The 17202-nt window shown below is 59.8% G+C and carries 10 protein-coding genes; 6 read left to right on the top strand and 4 right to left on the bottom strand.

The genetic code is table 11. The annotated features are described in order from the left end of the window. The first annotated feature begins 3 nt into the window (after positions 1-3). Positions 4-870 carry a transcriptional regulator HexR gene (hexR, locus tag HU749_RS00590; protein WP_003187110.1) on the top strand — a complete coding sequence of 289 codons (867 nt, stop codon included), beginning with the start codon at positions 4-6 and terminating at the stop codon, positions 868-870. A gap of 161 nt (positions 871-1031) precedes the next feature. Continuing rightward, complete coding sequence (locus tag HU749_RS00585; RefSeq protein WP_079302123.1) at positions 1032-1241, top strand: PA3496 family putative envelope integrity protein; 210 nt, start codon at positions 1032-1034, stop codon at positions 1239-1241. On the opposite strand, the gene HU749_RS00580 is transcribed toward HU749_RS00585, so the two are convergent. Beyond that, on the bottom strand, positions 1183-2145 hold the full coding sequence (locus tag HU749_RS00580) for a LysR family transcriptional regulator (protein WP_186649448.1): 963 nt from the start codon (positions 2143-2145) through the stop codon (positions 1183-1185). The two genes, HU749_RS00585 and HU749_RS00580, sit on opposite strands and share 59 nt — an antisense overlap. A gap of 187 nt (positions 2146-2332) precedes the next feature. Between HU749_RS00580 and HU749_RS00575 the strand changes: the two genes are divergently transcribed. Further along, the gene (locus tag HU749_RS00575) at positions 2333-3748 is read left to right on the top strand and encodes an acetyl-CoA carboxylase biotin carboxylase subunit (RefSeq protein ID WP_003187105.1); all 1416 of its coding nucleotides are present in this window, start codon (positions 2333-2335) and stop codon (positions 3746-3748) included. Positions 3749-3760: 12 nt separating this feature from the next. Continuing rightward, positions 3761-5569 carry a sodium-extruding oxaloacetate decarboxylase subunit alpha gene (gene oadA / locus HU749_RS00570; protein ID WP_079302125.1) on the top strand — a complete coding sequence of 603 codons (1809 nt, stop codon included), beginning with the start codon at positions 3761-3763 and terminating at the stop codon, positions 5567-5569. A 63-nt stretch (positions 5570-5632) separates the two neighbouring features. On the opposite strand, the gene HU749_RS00565 is transcribed toward oadA, so the two are convergent. From HU749_RS00565 to HU749_RS00555, 3 genes are all read right to left on the bottom strand, one after another. Continuing rightward, positions 5633-7741, bottom strand: coding sequence for an autotransporter outer membrane beta-barrel domain-containing protein (locus HU749_RS00565; protein ID WP_186649445.1), 2109 nt, complete (start codon positions 7739-7741; stop codon positions 5633-5635). 1139 nt (positions 7742-8880) lie between these two features. Beyond that, complete coding sequence (locus HU749_RS00560) at positions 8881-9714, bottom strand: amino acid ABC transporter permease (protein WP_024619059.1); 834 nt, start codon at positions 9712-9714, stop codon at positions 8881-8883. After that, positions 9711-10532: an ABC transporter substrate-binding protein gene (locus tag HU749_RS00555; RefSeq protein ID WP_046063422.1), complete on the bottom strand. Its 822-nt coding sequence runs from the start codon at positions 10530-10532 to the stop codon at positions 9711-9713. Before HU749_RS00555 ends, HU749_RS00560 begins: the two co-directional genes overlap by 4 nt. Positions 10533-10645: 113 nt before the next feature. Between HU749_RS00555 and HU749_RS00550 the strand changes: the two genes are divergently transcribed. After that, positions 10646-11545 (top strand): homocysteine S-methyltransferase family protein, encoded by a 900-nt coding sequence (locus HU749_RS00550; RefSeq protein WP_186649442.1) that lies wholly within the window; start codon positions 10646-10648, stop codon positions 11543-11545. 244 nt (positions 11546-11789) lie between these two features. Beyond that, positions 11790-17105 (top strand): dermonecrotic toxin domain-containing protein, encoded by a 5316-nt coding sequence (locus tag HU749_RS00545; RefSeq protein WP_186649440.1) that lies wholly within the window; start codon positions 11790-11792, stop codon positions 17103-17105. The last annotated feature ends 97 nt before the right edge of the window (positions 17106-17202 follow it).

The following is a 17202-nucleotide window of genomic DNA, read 5'->3' as shown; positions in this document are numbered from 1 at the left end:
CCCTTGAACCTGTTGCAACACATCGCCCAGTCACGCCACTTGCTACGCAAGTCGGAGCTGAAAGTCGCCGATCACGTACTGCTTGATCCTGCGGCCGTGATGCATAGCTCCATGGCCGATCTTGCCCACAGCGTCGGCATCAGCGAACCGACCATCGTGCGTTTCTGCCGGGCCATCGGTTGCTCGGGTTTCCAGGACCTGAAACTCAAGCTGGCGCAAAGCCTGGCCGCCGGCGCGAGCTTCGGTCAGTTTGCGATCCACGAAGACGATTCAGTGGCGGACTACAGCCTGAAAATCTTCGACACGACCCTGCATACCCTGATGGAGGTTCGCGAGAAGCTCGACCCGGTGGCGTTGCAAAAAGCCGTCACGGCCATGTCCCAGGCCCAGCGTGTCGAGTTTTATGGCTTCGGTGCCTCGGGTGCGGTGGCAGCCGATGCCCAGCACAAGTTCTTCCGGTTGCTGCTGACGGCTGCGGCCTATTCCGACCCGCACATGCAGGCCATGTCAGCGGTGACCTTGAAACCCACCGATGTGGCGATCTGCATTTCCCAGTCGGGGCGTTCCAAGGACTTGCTGATCACCGCGAACCTGGTGCGCGAAAGCGGTGCCTCGCTGATTACCTTGTGCCCGAGCCAGACGCCATTGGCGGAACTGTCCACGGTGAACCTGGCCATCGACGTGCATGAAGACACCGAGATCTACACGCCGCTGACCTCGCGCATCGCCCACCTGGTGGTGATCGACGTGCTGGCAATGGGTGTCGCCATGGCCCGTGGTCCAAGCCTGGTCAACCACCTCAAGAGCGTGAAGCGCAGCCTTCGCAGCCTGCGGCTGTCGCCCAAGTCGGTGAAGGCGCTGGACGACTGAATCCCAAGCCCTGAGGTCGAGGGGCTTTCGTGGCGAGGGAGCAAGCTCCCTCGCCACAGGGATCATCTGCCCGAATTCATCGTTCTGTAACCCACGCGCCGCCAAACCGTCATCCCGCGCCGTCATCGTAAAGCTCCCGTATACGTCTTGGGAGTCTCGACATGACCCAGTCCTACGAAGAACGCAGCGCCGTCAAAACCCGTCGTCAGCAGGAAGACCAGCGCCGCATGGCGTTCCGTCGTGCCATCGAAGACCGCTGTGAACAGCGCCAGCTCCTGGCCGAAATCAGCGAATTTCCTGACGCGGCAGAGTTCAATTACTGGCAGGCAACGCCGGCGGCTTCCCGTCGAAACGCTCAACCAGGCCGATGATCTGAGCGCGCTCGCCGCGAACGAATGCCAGGAAGGCGTGAGCCACCGGTGACAGGCGTTTGGCCCTGGCCTGCACCAGGCACCAGCTGCGGTACAGCGGCAATTCCTCCACCGGCAACTCGATGAGTGCGCCGGACGACAGTTCCCGGCTCACGGCGTGGCGCGTCAACAGCGCCACGCCCAGCCCGGCCACCACGCACTCGCGCTGGGCCTCCGCCGACGCCACCTCCAGTGTCTGGGTGAAATGCACCCGTTTCTCCTTGAAATACTCCTCGCAGGCCAATCGCGTGCCGGACCCCGGCTCGCGCAGCAGCAGCGTATAAGGCTCCAGGTCTTGCAAGCGCAGCGGGCCCATTTGGCATAACGGATGATCGGGCGGCGCCACGGCGACGATGGGGTTGTTGAGGAATGGCAGGAATTCCAGGCCCATGTCCTGGGGCACCATGGACATGATCACCAAGTCGTCACGGTTATCCGAGAGCCGGCGGATGACCTGGCCGCGATTGACCACGGTGAGGTTCAGGTTCACCTCCGGATGCTGGCGCTTGAACGCGGCGAACAGGTGCGGGACGAAGTACTTGGCGCTGGACTCCACCGCCAGCTTCAATTGGCCTTGCAGCGAACCCTGCATGTCCGAGAGCTGCATGTCGAGGTTTTCCAGGCGTCCGAAGATGTCTCGGCTAGCACGTTGCAGGGCTTCGGCGGCTTCGGTCATGTAGAGCTTTTTGCCAACATACTCAAACAGCGGTTGGCCAATCAGCTCTTCCAGGGAACGAATCTGTAGGCTGACGGCCGGTTGTGTGAGAGACATTTCATCAGCTGCACGGCTGTAGGACCTCAGGTCGCACACCTCGTTGAAAATCTGCAATTGACGCAATGTCATACGCATCAATGACTTACGCATTTTCTAAGCACTCTTTGGTGGGGCGTACGGCTCAACTATAAGTCTTTACTTATGCATGACCCAATAATTATTCATTTTTGTTAATCAACAGCCAGGACTAGTGTGGGGCTGCGACCAATTGTTACATCTGGTCACGCGTCGGCCTGGACCCCAGGCCGTGGTATCACCGGCTCAAGGGAACCTCCAATTGATAACAAAGATCCTGATCGCCAACCGTGGTGAGATTGCCGTCCGCATCGTGCGCGCTTGCGCCGAGATGGGCATTCGCTCGGTCGCGGTCTACTCCGACGCGGACCGCCATGCGCTGCACGTCAAGCGTGCGGACGAGGCCCACAGCATCGGCGCCGATCCGCTGGCCGGCTACCTCAACCCGCGCAAACTGGTGAACCTGGCGGTGGAAACCGGCTGTGATGCCTTGCACCCCGGCTACGGTTTTCTCTCGGAAAACGCCGAACTGGCGGACATCTGCGCTGAACGCGGCATCAAATTCATTGGCCCTTCGGCAGAAGTCATTCGCCGCATGGGCGACAAGACCGAAGCGCGCCGCAGCATGATCAAGGCCGGTGTGCCGGTCACGCCGGGCACCGAAGGCAACGTGGCGGGCATTGAAGAAGCGCTGACCGAAGGTGACCGGATCGGTTACCCGGTGATGCTCAAGGCCACGTCCGGCGGCGGCGGTCGTGGTATCCGTCGCTGCAACAGCCGCGAAGAACTCGAACAGGCTTTCCCGCGGGTCATTTCCGAAGCCACCAAGGCATTCGGCTCGGCGGAAGTGTTCCTGGAAAAGTGCATCGTCAATCCCAAGCACATCGAAGCGCAGATCCTCGGTGACAGTTTCGGCAACGTGGTGCACCTGTTCGAACGTGACTGCTCGATCCAGCGCCGCAACCAGAAGCTGATCGAAATTGCCCCGAGCCCGCAGCTGACCCCCGAGCAGCGTGCCTACATCGGCGACCTGTCGGTGCGTGCCGCCAAGGCCGTGGGCTACGAGAATGCCGGCACCGTGGAGTTCCTGCTCGCCGAAGGCGAGGTGTACTTCATGGAGATGAACACCCGGGTGCAGGTGGAGCACACCATCACCGAAGAAATCACCGGTATCGACATTGTTCGCGAACAGATCCGCATCGCCTCCGGGTTGCCGCTGTCGGTCAAGCAGGAGGACATCCAGCACCGTGGCTTTGCGTTGCAGTTCCGCATCAACGCCGAGGACCCGAAAAACAACTTCCTGCCCAGCTTCGGCAAGATCACCCGCTATTACGCCCCTGGCGGCCCGGGTGTGCGCACCGACACGGCGATCTACACCGGCTACACCATTCCGCCGTTCTACGATTCGATGTGCCTGAAACTGGTGGTCTGGGCGTTGACCTGGGAAGAAGCAATGGACCGTGGCCTGCGGGCCCTGGATGACATGCGCCTGCAGGGGGTCAAGACCACCGCCGCGTATTACCAGGAGATTCTGCGCAATCCGGAATTCCGCAGCGGCCAGTTCAATACCAGCTTCGTTGAAAGCCACCCTGAACTGACCAACTACTCGATCAAGCGCAAACCCGAAGAGCTGGCCTTGGCCATCGCCGCCGCCATTGCCGCCCACGCAGGCCTGTAAGGAAGTATGACCATGTCCAAGAAGATCTTTGTTACCGACACAATCCTGCGCGACGCCCACCAATCGCTGCTCGCCACCCGCATGCGCACCGAAGACATGCTGCCGATCTGCGACAAGCTCGACAAAGTCGGCTATTGGTCGCTGGAAGTGTGGGGCGGCGCGACATTCGACGCTTGCGTGCGCTTCCTGAAAGAAGACCCGTGGGAGCGCCTGCGCCAACTGCGCGCAGCACTGCCCAACACCCGTCTGCAAATGCTCCTGCGCGGGCAGAACCTGCTGGGCTACCGCCATTACAGCGATGACGTGGTCAAGGCGTTCGTGGCCAAGGCCGCCGTCAATGGCATCGACGTGTTCCGTATTTTCGATGCGATGAACGACGTGCGTAACCTGAAAGTCGCCATCGAAGCGGTGAAGGCCGCCGGCAAGCACGCCCAGGGCACCATCGCCTACACCACCAGCCCGGTGCACACCATCGACGCGTTCGTGGCCCAGGCCAAGCAGATGGAAGCCATGGGTTGCGACTCGGTGGCGATCAAGGACATGGCTGGTCTGCTGACCCCGTATGCCACTGGCGAACTGGTGAAAGCGCTGAAGGCCGAGCAATCGTTGCCAGTGTTCATCCACTCCCACGACACCGCTGGCCTGGCGGCGATGTGCCAACTCAAGGCTATCGAAAACGGCGCTGATCACATCGATACCGCGATCTCCAGCTTCGCCTGGGGCACCAGCCATCCGGGCACCGAGTCGATGGTCGCGGCCCTCAAGGGCAGCGAGTTCGACACCGGCCTGAGCCTGGAACTGCTCCAGGAAATCGGCCTGTACTTCTACGCTGTGCGCAAGAAGTACCACCAGTTCGAAAGCGAGTTCACCGCAGTGGACACCCGCGTCCAGGTCAACCAGGTACCGGGCGGGATGATCTCCAACCTTGCCAATCAGTTGAAAGAGCAGGGCGCACTGAACCGGATGAACGAAGTGCTGGCGGAAATCCCGCGAGTGCGCGAGGACCTCGGCTTCCCGCCGTTGGTGACCCCAACTTCGCAGATCGTCGGTACCCAGGCGTTCTTCAACGTGTTGGCCGGTGAGCGCTACAAGACCATCACCAACGAAGTGAAGCTCTATCTGCAGGGCGGTTACGGCAAGGCGCCAGGCTCGGTGAGCGAGAAGCTGCGTCGCCAGGCCATCGGCAGCGAAGAGGTGATCGACGTGCGTCCGGCCGATTTGCTCAAGCCGGAAATGACCAAGCTGCGCGGTGAAATCGGTGCGCTGGCCAAGTCCGAAGAGGACGTACTGACCTACGCCATGTTCCCGGACATCGGTCGCAAGTTCCTCGAAGAACGCGAAGCCGGCACCCTGACCCCGGAAGTGCTGCTGCCAATCCCCGAGGCGGGCAGCGTGAGCTCGGCGGGCGGCGAAGGCGTGCCGACCGAGTTCGTCATCGACGTCCACGGCGAAACCTACCGCGTCGACATCACCGGTGTCGGCGTCAAGGCCGAAGGCAAGCGTCACTTCTACCTGTCCATCGATGGCATGCCGGAAGAGGTCGTGTTCGAACCGCTCAATGAATTTGTAAGTGGTGGCAACAGCAAGCGCAAGCAAGCCACGGCGCCGGGCCATGTCAGCACCACCATGCCGGGCAACATCGTTGACGTGCTGGTCAAGGAGGGCGATGTGGTCAAGGCCGGTCAAGCAGTGCTGATCACCGAAGCCATGAAAATGGAAACCGAAGTGCAGGCGGCCATCGCCGGCAAGGTCACCGCGATTCATGTAGCCAAGGGCGACCGGGTCAACCCGGGCGAGATCCTGATCGAGATCGAAGGCTGAATAAACAGCCTCGATACAACGTTTTAACCTCGGGGGGGCATGTGCTCCCCTTTTTTTTGCCTGTCAGAACATCATTCGCCACTGGCCCATCAGCGCACCGTTGCGGTTGTCCTGGCCTGTTTCACCGCTGTAGCTCAATCCAAAGGTGTGCCGGGGTGAAACGGCCAGGTCCAGCCCGGCTTCCAGGAGCAGGCTGTCACGGTCCAACTCGATACCTTCGATGATATAGGTGTTGCCCCCGCGGACCAGGCGTTGATGGGAACTGCCCCTGACGTTGCCATACAAGTGCTTCCAGCCGACATCCAGGCGCGGCGTCAAGCGCATGCCTTGATCAAGCGCGAAGGTACGGGCAAGGCGCAGCCCGAGGTCGCTGCTGTAGTGTTCCTGTGCCTGGCCGTCGTACTGCAACGCGGCGTCCCCGCCTTTTTCTGTATAGGCATCGCGTTGGTAGCGTTGGTAGCCCACTTGGACGTAGGGCTCGATATCGAAATGAGCGATATCCAGGTTGTAGCCGACCTGCCCGAAGATCTGCTGTGTCGTGGCATCGTAACGGCCCTTCAGGCGATCCCTGAACCCGTTGAAGGCGACGTGGCGCTTGGTGCTGCCGTCATGACTGCCATAGACAGCGCCCAGACGCAGCGCCAGCGGACCTTCCTGACGCAAGGCGTAAGCGCCTGCGAGCCAACTGTCCAGGGCCCCGTCGAACTGATAACTGTCCATCCGCGTCTGGGTCTTGCTGCCGATGATGCCCAGCCGCCAATCAGGGCTGACGGCCCAGTCGGTTCCCAGCATCAAACCTTTTGTCGAATGCTTGAGAGCAAAGTTTCCCAATTGCTTGGCGAGGCTGCCGCTGTTGCCGATGGCCTGGACCCAGACTTGGCCGTTGTCGTACCCATCCGCCGGACTTCTCCGGCTCATGGCCGAGAGCATCCCCGTACTGATCGGCGCGATGCTACTCAGGGTGGCATTGCCCAGGTCGGCGGTGTTGTAACCGCCCAGTTGGTCGATGGCATCGGCGGCAGTGGTCAGGTTGGTGCCGAGCAGGGCATTGATCGCGGCGTTGGGTTTGGGGGCTGGCTTGATAGCGTGCACTTGGACGACGGGCTTGGGTTTGGCGCTGACCACAACTTTTGGTGGTTCGGTGGGCTTAGATGTTGGGCGATTGGAATTCTGTTCGGCGGCAGGCGGCAGTGGCATGTCCGGTTGCAGCTCTTGAATTACGTTCACGACTTTCCGCCCGTTTTCGGAGGTGGCTATTTCTTCTGTCGGAACTTTGTTGCGTTCGAAGATCAGCCCCACCTGTTTCTCTACGGTGTAGTCAGGTGTCGCGTTCAAAAAGGCGAGTTCGTTGACGACCTTCCCGAATTTCCCTTCGACCTTGTCCTCCGCCTCGATCACGATACGTTTGCTCGTATCGATGTATTCACCCGGTACGGAGGTGATTTTCAGCGTCGCATTGCCCAAGGTAGCGGTGCCGCCAACCTTGATAGTGGCGTTGCCTTTCTCTGCGTCCAAACCGTAAATCAGCGTCGCGCTCTTGGATAATTTGAGATCGTTGATCACTAACGGGGCGCCCGCTACAGGATTGACTTCCATCAGACCGTCCACATCCAGCGCGTCGACCGTCCCGCTACCGCTGAACCTGGCCTTTTTCCCCACGAAGACAGGCCCGGCCACCGTGCCCCGGTTAACGAGTTCACCAAGAACGTGCATCGCACCGCGGATGTCACCGGTATTAATCAATTTGGCGTTCGAATCAATCAGGCTGCTGCTGTCGAAAGCCCTGTCGTTTGACCATTCGCCTCGCTTCAAATACAGATCCTGGAAATTGCGTATTTCACCTAACTCGCCTCCCTTGACGATGTCCAGTTGCAAGACGTTGGCGCCGCCACCACCGTCGGTGAGCCCGATGAGTTCGCCTTGCCTGCTTACAAGCACCAGATTGTTACTGTCGTCCTTCGACAGGGGGGCTTCTTGGACTTTGATGACCCTCTGGATATTCGTATCCGGCGCAGCCGCGAACACCTTGAGACGAGCCTGCATCTCGGCGGTTGTTTCGAAGGGGCGGGTTTTCTCGGCAACTGACTGGGCCATCGAAACCTCGGCACAGCCAAGTGCCAAGGCTATTGCCAGCGCGAGATGTTGGGGCAGGAATGGATGTTGGGTAGGCATCGAATGTGACCTCTCATGAAGGAGGTCGCACTTTAAAAATTTCATCCTGGGGGGCGATGCCAGCCTTCTCCTCGCCTTGGGAAAGATTCGGCGGATGAAATTTGTAGGCTGCTCGTGCTGCGATCAGTGTGCTGTCTCGTTGACCCTCATGGTTCGAAGCTTTGCCCTACAACCCTTTCAGAAATGGAAAGCGCCGTTTGTGGGGGGCGGATTGGCTGGTGTGTATATCCGTTTCTGCGGTCACGGCCACTTAGGGGTCCGCCCTTACGGCGGCTCACTTTTGAGAAGCGCAAAAGTAAGCAAAACGCTTCTGCCCCACCACTCGGTGCCTCGCCTAGGCTCGGCATGCCTGAACGAAGGCATCGCTCCGTGGGCCGCCGCGAAGGGCCATCCATGGCCCAGCGCGGCTAACCCGGCATCCATGCCGGGTTGCCCACTGCGCAATACCTTCGTTCAGCCAGCGTGGTTAACGGGGCGCCCGAGATCAACGTCCACCCCGAGGCGGCCTGATAGCCGACCTGGCTCTTGGTGGGATCGCATTTCTCCTGTGGGAGCGGGCTTGCTCGCGAAGGCGGTGTCACAGTCGATGAAGATGTTGGATGGGCCGGCCTCTTCGCGAGCAAGCCCGCTCCCACAGGAGGTCTGTGTTGGATATGAATTTTGTGTCCGCTGAAGATCGAATGTGTGAGTGAGCCTGCTCGCGATGGCGGTGGTTCAGTCACATGGATGTTGCGTTTACTGGTCTCATCGCGAGCAAGCTTTGCTCCCACAGATCTGATGGGTGTACGACCGGGAGAGCCAGGTCGGCTACTAGGCCGCCTCGCGGTGGACGTTGATCTCAGCGCCCCGTTAACCACGCTGGCCGAACGCAGGCATTGTGGAGTGGGCATCCCGGCATGGATGCCGGGATAGCCGCGCTGGGCCATGGATGGCCCTTCGCGGCGGGCCCACGGAGCAATGCCGGAGTGAGGGCACACCGAGCCTAGGCGAGGTGCCAAGTGGTGGGGCAGAAGCGTTTTGCTTACTTTTGCGCTTCTCAAAAGTGAGCCGCCGTAAGGGCGGAACCCTAAGCAGCCGTTACCGCAGCAACGGATATACACACCGGAATAGCTTTATCGCCTCCCAGGCATTCCCCAAGCTCAGCGATTATTCAGATAAGCCTTCCCATAATGCCGCTCCATCCGCGCCTGAATCAGCTCCAACGCAATGGACATCAACCAATAAATAATCGCCGCCGTCGTCAGCATCTCGATATAGCGATAACTGGAACGCCCATAAGACTGCGCCAAAAACATCACCTCCCAAACCCCCATCACCGAGATCAGCGAAGAATCCTTGAGCATGGAGATGAACTGGTTGGTGGTCGGCGGGATGATGGTGCGCATGGCCTGGGGCAGGGTGACGCGCCAGAAGATCACGGTTTCGCTCAGGCCCAGGGCGAGGGAGGCTTCGCGTTGGCCGTTGGGGACGCCGAGGATCCCAGCGCGGAAGATCTCGCTCAGGTAGGCGCCGTAGTTCAGCGACAAGGCGATGATCCCGGCGGCGATGGCGCCCGGGACCACGCCCAGTTGGGGCAGGCCCAGGTAGATCAGCAGGATTTGGATCAGCAGCGGCGTGCCGCGAAAGAACGACGCATAGAAACTGGCGATACCGAACGCCACCGCACTGCTGGACAGCCGCGCCAGGGCGGTGATGAAGCCCAACAATGACGACGCGACGATCGAGCACAGGCACAGAAACAGTGTCAGCACCGCGCCTTGCAAAAAGCCATTGGGCGCCAGGTGCACGCCCAGCAGGTTTGGCAGTTTGTCGAGGATGATGGAGAACTTCAGGTCGAAGCTCAGGAAGAAACTCGCGAACAGCACCAACATCGCCGCCCAGGTCAGGTACAACCGGGTGCGAAAACCGAAGATTTTCTGCAAGCGTGACTCAGCCACCGGTGGCGGTGGCTGAGGGGGTGGAAAAGAAGTCATTGGGTAATGTCGGCGCCGATCCATTTCTGCGAGAGTTTGCTCAAGGTGCCGTCCTGTTTCAACTGGGCAAAGACTTCACGCACTTTGCTGTTCCATTGCGCATCGCCCTTTTCGATGGCCACCGAGTTCGGTTCGGAGTAGAGCGCCTCGCCGGCCAGCTTGAAGCGCTTGTCTTCGGTCAGGCGCGGCTGTGCGGTCACCAGGTTGGTCAGCACCGCGTCCAGGCGCACCCCGGCGCCCAGGCCCAGGTCCTGGAAGGCCACGTTGTCGGTGTCGTACGGGGCAATCTGCACGTCCTCGAATGGATAGCTCAGTTGAGTATCCTCGGCGCCTTCGATCACCAGGTTCTTGTTCAGGTAACTTTCGTAGCTGGAGGCGCTGGTCAGGCCGACCTTCTTGCCGCTCAGGTCTTTGGCACCGTGGATACGGTCGTCCTTGGCGTTGACCACGATCACCGCTGGCGAAGCGTAGTACTGCACCGGGAAATCGAACACTTCGGCGCGGGCCTTGCTCGGCGTCATGGAGCAGATGCAGATGTCATAGCGCCCGCTCCAGTGACCGGCCGCGATCACGTCCCAGGAAGGGGTTTCCAGGCGCAGCTTCACGCCCAGTTTCTGCGCCACGGCCTTGGCGACGTCCACGTCAAAACCGTCGAGCTGGTTCTGATCATTAAGGAACGAGAAGGGCGGATAGCTTTCCATCAGCACGCCGACCAGTTCTTTTTTCTGTTCGATGCGATCCAGCGTGGTGCCGGCGAACGCTTGCGAAGAGGCAGCCAGCAGAGTCAGGCCCAGGGCCAGCAGTGGTTGTAATTTCATGTGAGGGCCCTGATAGAAAAATAAGTTGTAGTTCACCGAATGGTGCGTATTAAATAGTTATAAGAACAACTCCGGTAGTGAGTATTTTTCATAAGCTTATGAGTGAATCGCATATGGGCTCAGCAACGACAGTCATTCTCGATGGCGGCATGGGCCGCGAACTGCAACGCCGGGGCGCGCCGTTCCGACAGCCCGAGTGGTCGGCGCTGGCCTTGAGCGAAGCGCCCCAGGCGGTAGAAGCCGTGCACGCGGCCTACATTGCCAGCGGCGCCAACGTAATCACCAGCAACAGCTATGCCGTGGTGCCGTTTCATATTGGCGAGGCGCGTTTTGCCGAAGAAGGCCAGGCCCTGGCCGCGCTGGCGGGCGAGTTGGCGCAGCGGGCGGTGCACGCTTCGGGCAAAGCGGTGCGGGTGGCCGGGTCGCTGCCGCCATTGTTCGGTTCCTATCGGCCGGATCTGTTCGACGCTTCTCGCGCCAGTGAATTGCTCGCGCCCCTGGTGAACGGCCTGGCGCCCCATGTCGACTTGTGGCTGGCCGAGACCCAAAGCTCCACGGTCGAAGCGCGGGCGATTCGCGCCGGGTTGCCGAAGGACGGCAAGCCGTTCTGGCTGTCGTTCACCTTGAAAGACGAAGACACCGATGAAGTGCCACGCCTGCGTTCCGGCGAACCGGTGGCGGACGCCGCTGCGGTGGCGGCTGAGCTGGGCGTCGAGGTGCTGTTGTTCAACTGCAGCCAGCCGGAAGTGATCGGCGCGGCCATCGATACCGCGCGGGACACCTTCGCGCGCCTGGGCGTGAAGATCCACATCGGAGCCTACGCCAACGCCTTCCCGCCGCAACCGAAGGAAGCGACGGCCAACGACGGGCTCGATCCGCTGCGCGAAGACCTTGATCCGCCAGGCTATCTCCAGTGGGCGGCGGACTGGCAAAAACGCGGGGCCAGCCACCTGGGCGGCTGCTGCGGGATCGGGCCGGAGCATATTGCGGTGTTGGCGCAAAAGCTGGTCTGAACTTGATGAAATAACCTGTGGCGAGGGAGCTTGCTCCCGTTGGGCTGCGCAGCGGCCCCCAGAATTTGCGGTTGCTGCGCAACCGAGCGGGAGCAAGCTCCCTCGCCACGGATCCGTGAAACTCTGCTGACATTTGGGCTTACGCTTTTCTCCACAGCCCGTCCCCACACCTATACATATGTACGTCATTCCCGCTGAAACGGCGCGATAGGGTCCCAGCCCTACTCATCACCGGGACACCTGAATGACTGTCTTCCCTGAAAATGCATCTGGCGTGACGCCGCAGGCTGCCGGCGTACTGCTTAAACCCATCAGCCTGTTACCCCACGGTATTGGATTTCAACCCCATGAATTCGCCGATCAATGGCTGAATCAATGGGGCCTTATCGGCGATACGCGGGTACAGGTCACCTATCAAGAGGTCGAGACAGTCGATTCGGCCGCTCAAAGAAAAACCTCATCGGTGCCGCTGCGTGATGCTGTGACACGAGGCTTTTTGATCGCCCATCAAAGCAGGGCGACCGCTGAGCCTTCTGCGCGCGAGGGTTGGGTTTATCCCCACCGAAGTCATATGTCCCTGGACTTCTCCTCACTTCGGGTCAACGGTAAAGGTCTTTCCCCAGACGCTTTGCAGCAACTGCACGCCGGCATTGCGCCTGGCTACCAGGGCATTGGGCAGCCGGTCATTACGGAGGTGGACGCCCAAGGCAATCTGCTCAGCCCCCGTGAAAGAGAACAAATCAGGCAACTGGGGCACCTGGATGCCAATCAGGTGAAACTGGCGCGTCTGTTCGCCGCTTTGCCAACGTTCGACACCGTGCTCAAGCGTCTGCTGGTCAGCCGCATCAAGGCAAAGATCCCTGAGCGTAGATTGCGCGCCTCACTGCTCCAGGGCATCGACCCGGATCGCTGGTACGTGAACCACTTTAGCGTGGAGTCGCTCGGTGGCCGTTCATTGACCGCCTCACAGAGCTTTACCGACGTGATGTTGGGCTGTTTAGCAACGGATACACCGCCCACTTACTCGCGCGGTGGCGTGGGCTTCTACACCCGCCCGGATTCGGTGGAAGAGGTCGACAGCCTATTCGTCACCCCGCTGGACGCGAAAATTCCAGCGATCATGGAGTCCGTGTTCTATATCGCCGAACCCGCAACCAATGACAGCTTGAAGCAACAGTTCCGTGACGATCTCAGCGCCTTTCGCCACGACAGAAACGGCGCAGGTGCGCTCGATACGTCGACCACTGAAGCGGCACTTGCTCATCTGCTGTCCCGACGATTCCTGCATCTTTTCGACTTGTACAAAGTCGATCGGGATCCGGCCACCCCGTTAACCCAAAGTGCGCGAACCCTGCAGGATGAAGAGGATCGCCTGCTGGACCTCATCACCACCCACCCGTCCATGGCGGACAGAAGCCGTTTGCTGCGCGCGCCCATTCCCCATGTCTATGCCGTCATGCTCGACATGGGAGCCGCGAAGCCACAGAAATGGCCTGCTGCGATGGTGATCAAGCGCACGGATCAGCCTTCGCTGTTCCTGTACTCCCTGGAAGGAGGGATACAGCGCTTCCGTTCTTTCCAGGACCTGGTCAATCAAGTCAGCCCGACCTTCGCGGGACAGAAGCGTGGGATCCGGGATATTGCTTCTGAACTGTCCGAGTCTGTTTTTGCCGTGGCGGCGGATGACCTGCTGCGGCACCAAGGCGCCGCGCTGGAGGCGGTCCTGAATGCCTCGGGAAACGCGACACTTACTTTGGCGGCTTATGCGCTGAAGGCTGAAGATGCGCTGGGGTTGCCCATGTTGTCGCTGGCCGGGCCGCTGGCGGTGCGCCGGGAAACCCTGGTTGAAAACAACCGCGCCGATTTTTATACAACCGCAACACGTGCGGAAAAATCGAACTACCGCAGCCTGGAAGCGCAGGTATTGGAAGCCGCCTACACACTGGCGGGTAGCGATATCCCGACGTTGTTGCAGTTCACCCGCCAGAAGATCAAGCAGTACCTGCAACACGCGGTGCACCCCGGCGTTGATCCCGACCCGGACAAGACCCTGGTCACGCTCTCCTATGGCAAAGGCGCCAACCCAAGGCAGTCACGTATCGCCAGCCTGACCGAGCTGATGCTCGATAACCTGCGCCCGGCTCAATACCCGAACGCAATGAGAGAAGTGCAGGCCGTCTACCTTGCCGATCAAGATGGCCAGCGTATCCGGCATCCAGCCAACGGCTTCCTGATCACATTGACGGGGGGCGAGCTTGCCAGGATGGCGACGCATATTGATGCGGGCGGCCGTTATGAAACCCTGCTCAGGGAGGACATGAATAAACCTGACTACAAGGCAGCCTGGCAGGCGGCGTACCTGGCCAATATGAAATTCAAAGGCCATGAGGCCGGGCTCAGGGGCGATGAAGTCTTCAAGACCACCGTGCTCGATAGGGCCTTCCATCCACCGAAGCCCAAGAAGTTGATCGCGCTCTGGCTGCAGGCTGTTCTGCAAGCGCCTGCCTCCGAGACGCGTGCCCTGGTCCAGGGGCGAAGGGTGCAGGTCTATGGGCTTGTGCTGGGTGGAAGTGTCGGGGCCGGCGAACAGCATGGGACGATGGGCAATGCGATCAGCATTGATGGCGTCCTGGTTTTTTCCGATCAGGACGGGCCGGACATCAAGGGAACCGTGGGGGTCTATTTTCCGGACAGCCCCGAGGGTGATGACTTTCATGAGTTTTCCAGCCTGGGCGAGGGGGTGTCGGGGCTGTTGCAACAAGAGCAATGGCAGGGATATTTCCGCTCACGTATTTGCACCCTCGATCCTGAAGAGATAAAGCGCACGTTGGGGCAACAGCGTGGCCGACCGTTGATCCGCGGCGCGTTGATCCCTGGCAATCTTCTCGAGGCGCTCCATCGCGCGCACGTCAATTTTCACAGCGCTTATGCCGATCACCGCTCCAACAGCAACCGGGATGTTCATCGCCAGACGGCTGCCAGGCTGGTGATGATGGCGATGGAAACGTTCATGGACCTGGCCGGAATCCTCCTGGTCCCCGGCTTCCAACTGCTCAAGAGCGCCATCAAGACCGGCTGGTTGATGGTCAGGACCGGCGCTGTTCCAGCGAACCTGAGCACCTTGGTCTTTGTCCACAGAGTGGCCAATCATGGCGGACGAGGGTTGGCGGGTGGCGTGAGTGTTCCAGTACGGGGACAGTCCTCTTTCCTGGCCGTGACGGCCCGCCAGAGCCAGGGCGAAACATTGGCTGGCCTGCCTTTGGAAGACGCGCTTTACCGCCGTTATGCCGTGACGGATACCTCGTTGCTACAAGGGCTGGCCGCCGATGCCCAGGGCTTTTATCGCCCCACGCTCAATAACAGCGTCACGCGCCCCGTGTACGTGCGACAACCCGATGGGACGGTGTTCCGGGTGCACGACCATACGAAGTTGACGGCGACCGAGGCGACCCTTGTCGACCCTGCTACCGGGTTGAGTATCCGTTCCAGCGGCGTGATGAGAAGTACCGTGGCTCGGATGCCCAATGGTGAGTGGCGCGCTGTGGGGTTTGGTCGGGGTGGTGTGAAGCGTCCGGCACCGGCTGAACCAGGCCCCTCGAAACCCAAGGTGCCTGCTCCGTCGTCGGCGTCCGTTTCCGGTTCGATCCGTACGCCAGGGGTTTGGAACACTCAAGTCATGGAGCTGGTCCCGGCCATCATCACGCGCCTTGCGAACTGGCCGCAAAACCGCAGCTTGCTGATCATCGATGAGATAACGGCAGAGCGTAGTTGGTCTGTGCGCTTTACCCCGGGCGAGGTGGAAAGTGTCTATCCGATGAGCAACCACCCGGGGCAGTCGAGCACCGATATTGTCTTGAGACGAACGGCCCAGAACCATTACAGCCTGGTGCTGGGAGACCGTGTCGAGGAGATCCCTGGCGACGGTGATTGTTTTTTCAATGCCATTGCCCGAGGGCTGAATGAAGGGCAAGCGCAGCAGACTTTTTCGATGCAAGGGCTGCGTCATGCGGCGGCCGACTATGTCGATCAACATCCGGAATTGAATCAGTACATGGTGTCGCGAGCCTCCGGGGTCCGACAAGCGCTCTTTGAAAATGCCCCCTGGCTGGAAAACCTGCTGGACGAGGAGGCATTGTCCGATCTCAGCCGGATTATCTACGGTGCCCCCAACCCGTATCGCTTGTTTCAACCGACCCAGGATTACCTGAGGTTGTACGCAAACAGCGTCGGTCGCCGGACGCTATTTGCGGCGCGAGAGGCTGACCTGCCACCGGAGGTGCTGCAGGAAATCGGGCGCTATTTATCGCCCCGCTCCCCAGAGCAACTGATGCCGAGCAGTGCACCGTATTACACCCGTGAGAACCAGACCCTGCGGCAATTTTTCCAAGATACCTTGTTGGGCCCTGTCGAGGATTTGCACATTACCGAACTGCTCAATAATGAATTCCTCCGGCTGTCCCAAGGCGTGATCCATATCATGCTGGAGTACGGTGTCAGGGCCCGGCAACTGACCGACCATCACCCCAAGAATCAATTGGCCTACGTCAAGTTCGACCAGGCCAGGCATGGTCATCTTGATGATAACCAGCTTGAACAATTGCTCGACGGTGCCTACATGGTGGACCGCGACGACCTGGATCAGGTGAAGGTGAGATTCGAGCGTGAAACGGGCCGGGTAATCGATGACGACTCAGAACTGCTGGAGCAATTCATCTATTACGACCGGGCTGAAAACACCCATGATCTGCTCATCGCCTCCCTCGCACGTTTCCCCGATTTGTTGAGGCGAGCGAATCTCCTCCTGAGGTCTGCGGTTATTTCATCCAACTTGGACGGCATGTTGCCTGTGAATGTGGTTGCCAGATGGCTGCGTAATCCGGCGCTTTCCGAGCGGCGACTGCGAGTCATCTCTGAATATGCCGATACGCGTTACAAAGAAGTGGTGAGGCACGGCGATATCGATATCCACTGGATGCGATTGTTCGATGACAGCAATCTGCAGAATATTGTCACCCATCAACGGGTACTGACGGCGTTTTGGGATTTCATGGAAAGGCCGCCGGTGAAGGCTGGCGAGGTCAACCAGGCGCCTGTCATCCGGTTATTCAGTGCCCCGGGGCAATTGCCCTCCAATACCCGAGTGAACATTTTGTTCAATACCCCAAATCTATGGAGCTCGCTGCAACGTCTCCCCAGGCATCACGCCGTGCAGATCTGGGACGATTTGATTGGATCTCAATTTAGCGACTCCGTAATCCAATTCACGCTCGAGCGCCCCGGCGTGCTTCGTTCCGCGCTGGATTTTGTGCTCGCATTAAGAGGCAATCTTCGTGCGAACCGGATTGTCAGGGAGCTGTTCAGCGTCGACCAAAGCCGCGCCCAACAGTATCTGTACAATTTTGATTTCCCGGTCAATCGCTTGGGGCACAGCCTTTTGGATTTTGTGACGTATCTGGAAAGCCACATGGCCGTGCCGGACTGGGCCTGGCAGTACCTGAAGAGAGGGGTGACACCCGAATCGCTCAAGCCGTTTGCAGAGATGAAACCAAAACAGGAGTGATTGGCAGTTGGCAGTGTGGGAGCGGGCTTGCTCGCGAAGGCGTCGGCACATCCAACATCTGTGGTGGCTGACACACTGCTTTCGCGAGCAAGCCCGC

Origin of the sequence: Pseudomonas ogarae (assembly GCF_014268695.2) — a bacterium.
In the GTDB taxonomy this organism is placed as follows: Bacteria; Pseudomonadota; Gammaproteobacteria; order Pseudomonadales; family Pseudomonadaceae; genus Aquipseudomonas; species Aquipseudomonas kilonensis.
This window is presented reverse-complemented; position numbering and strand designations above follow the sequence as displayed.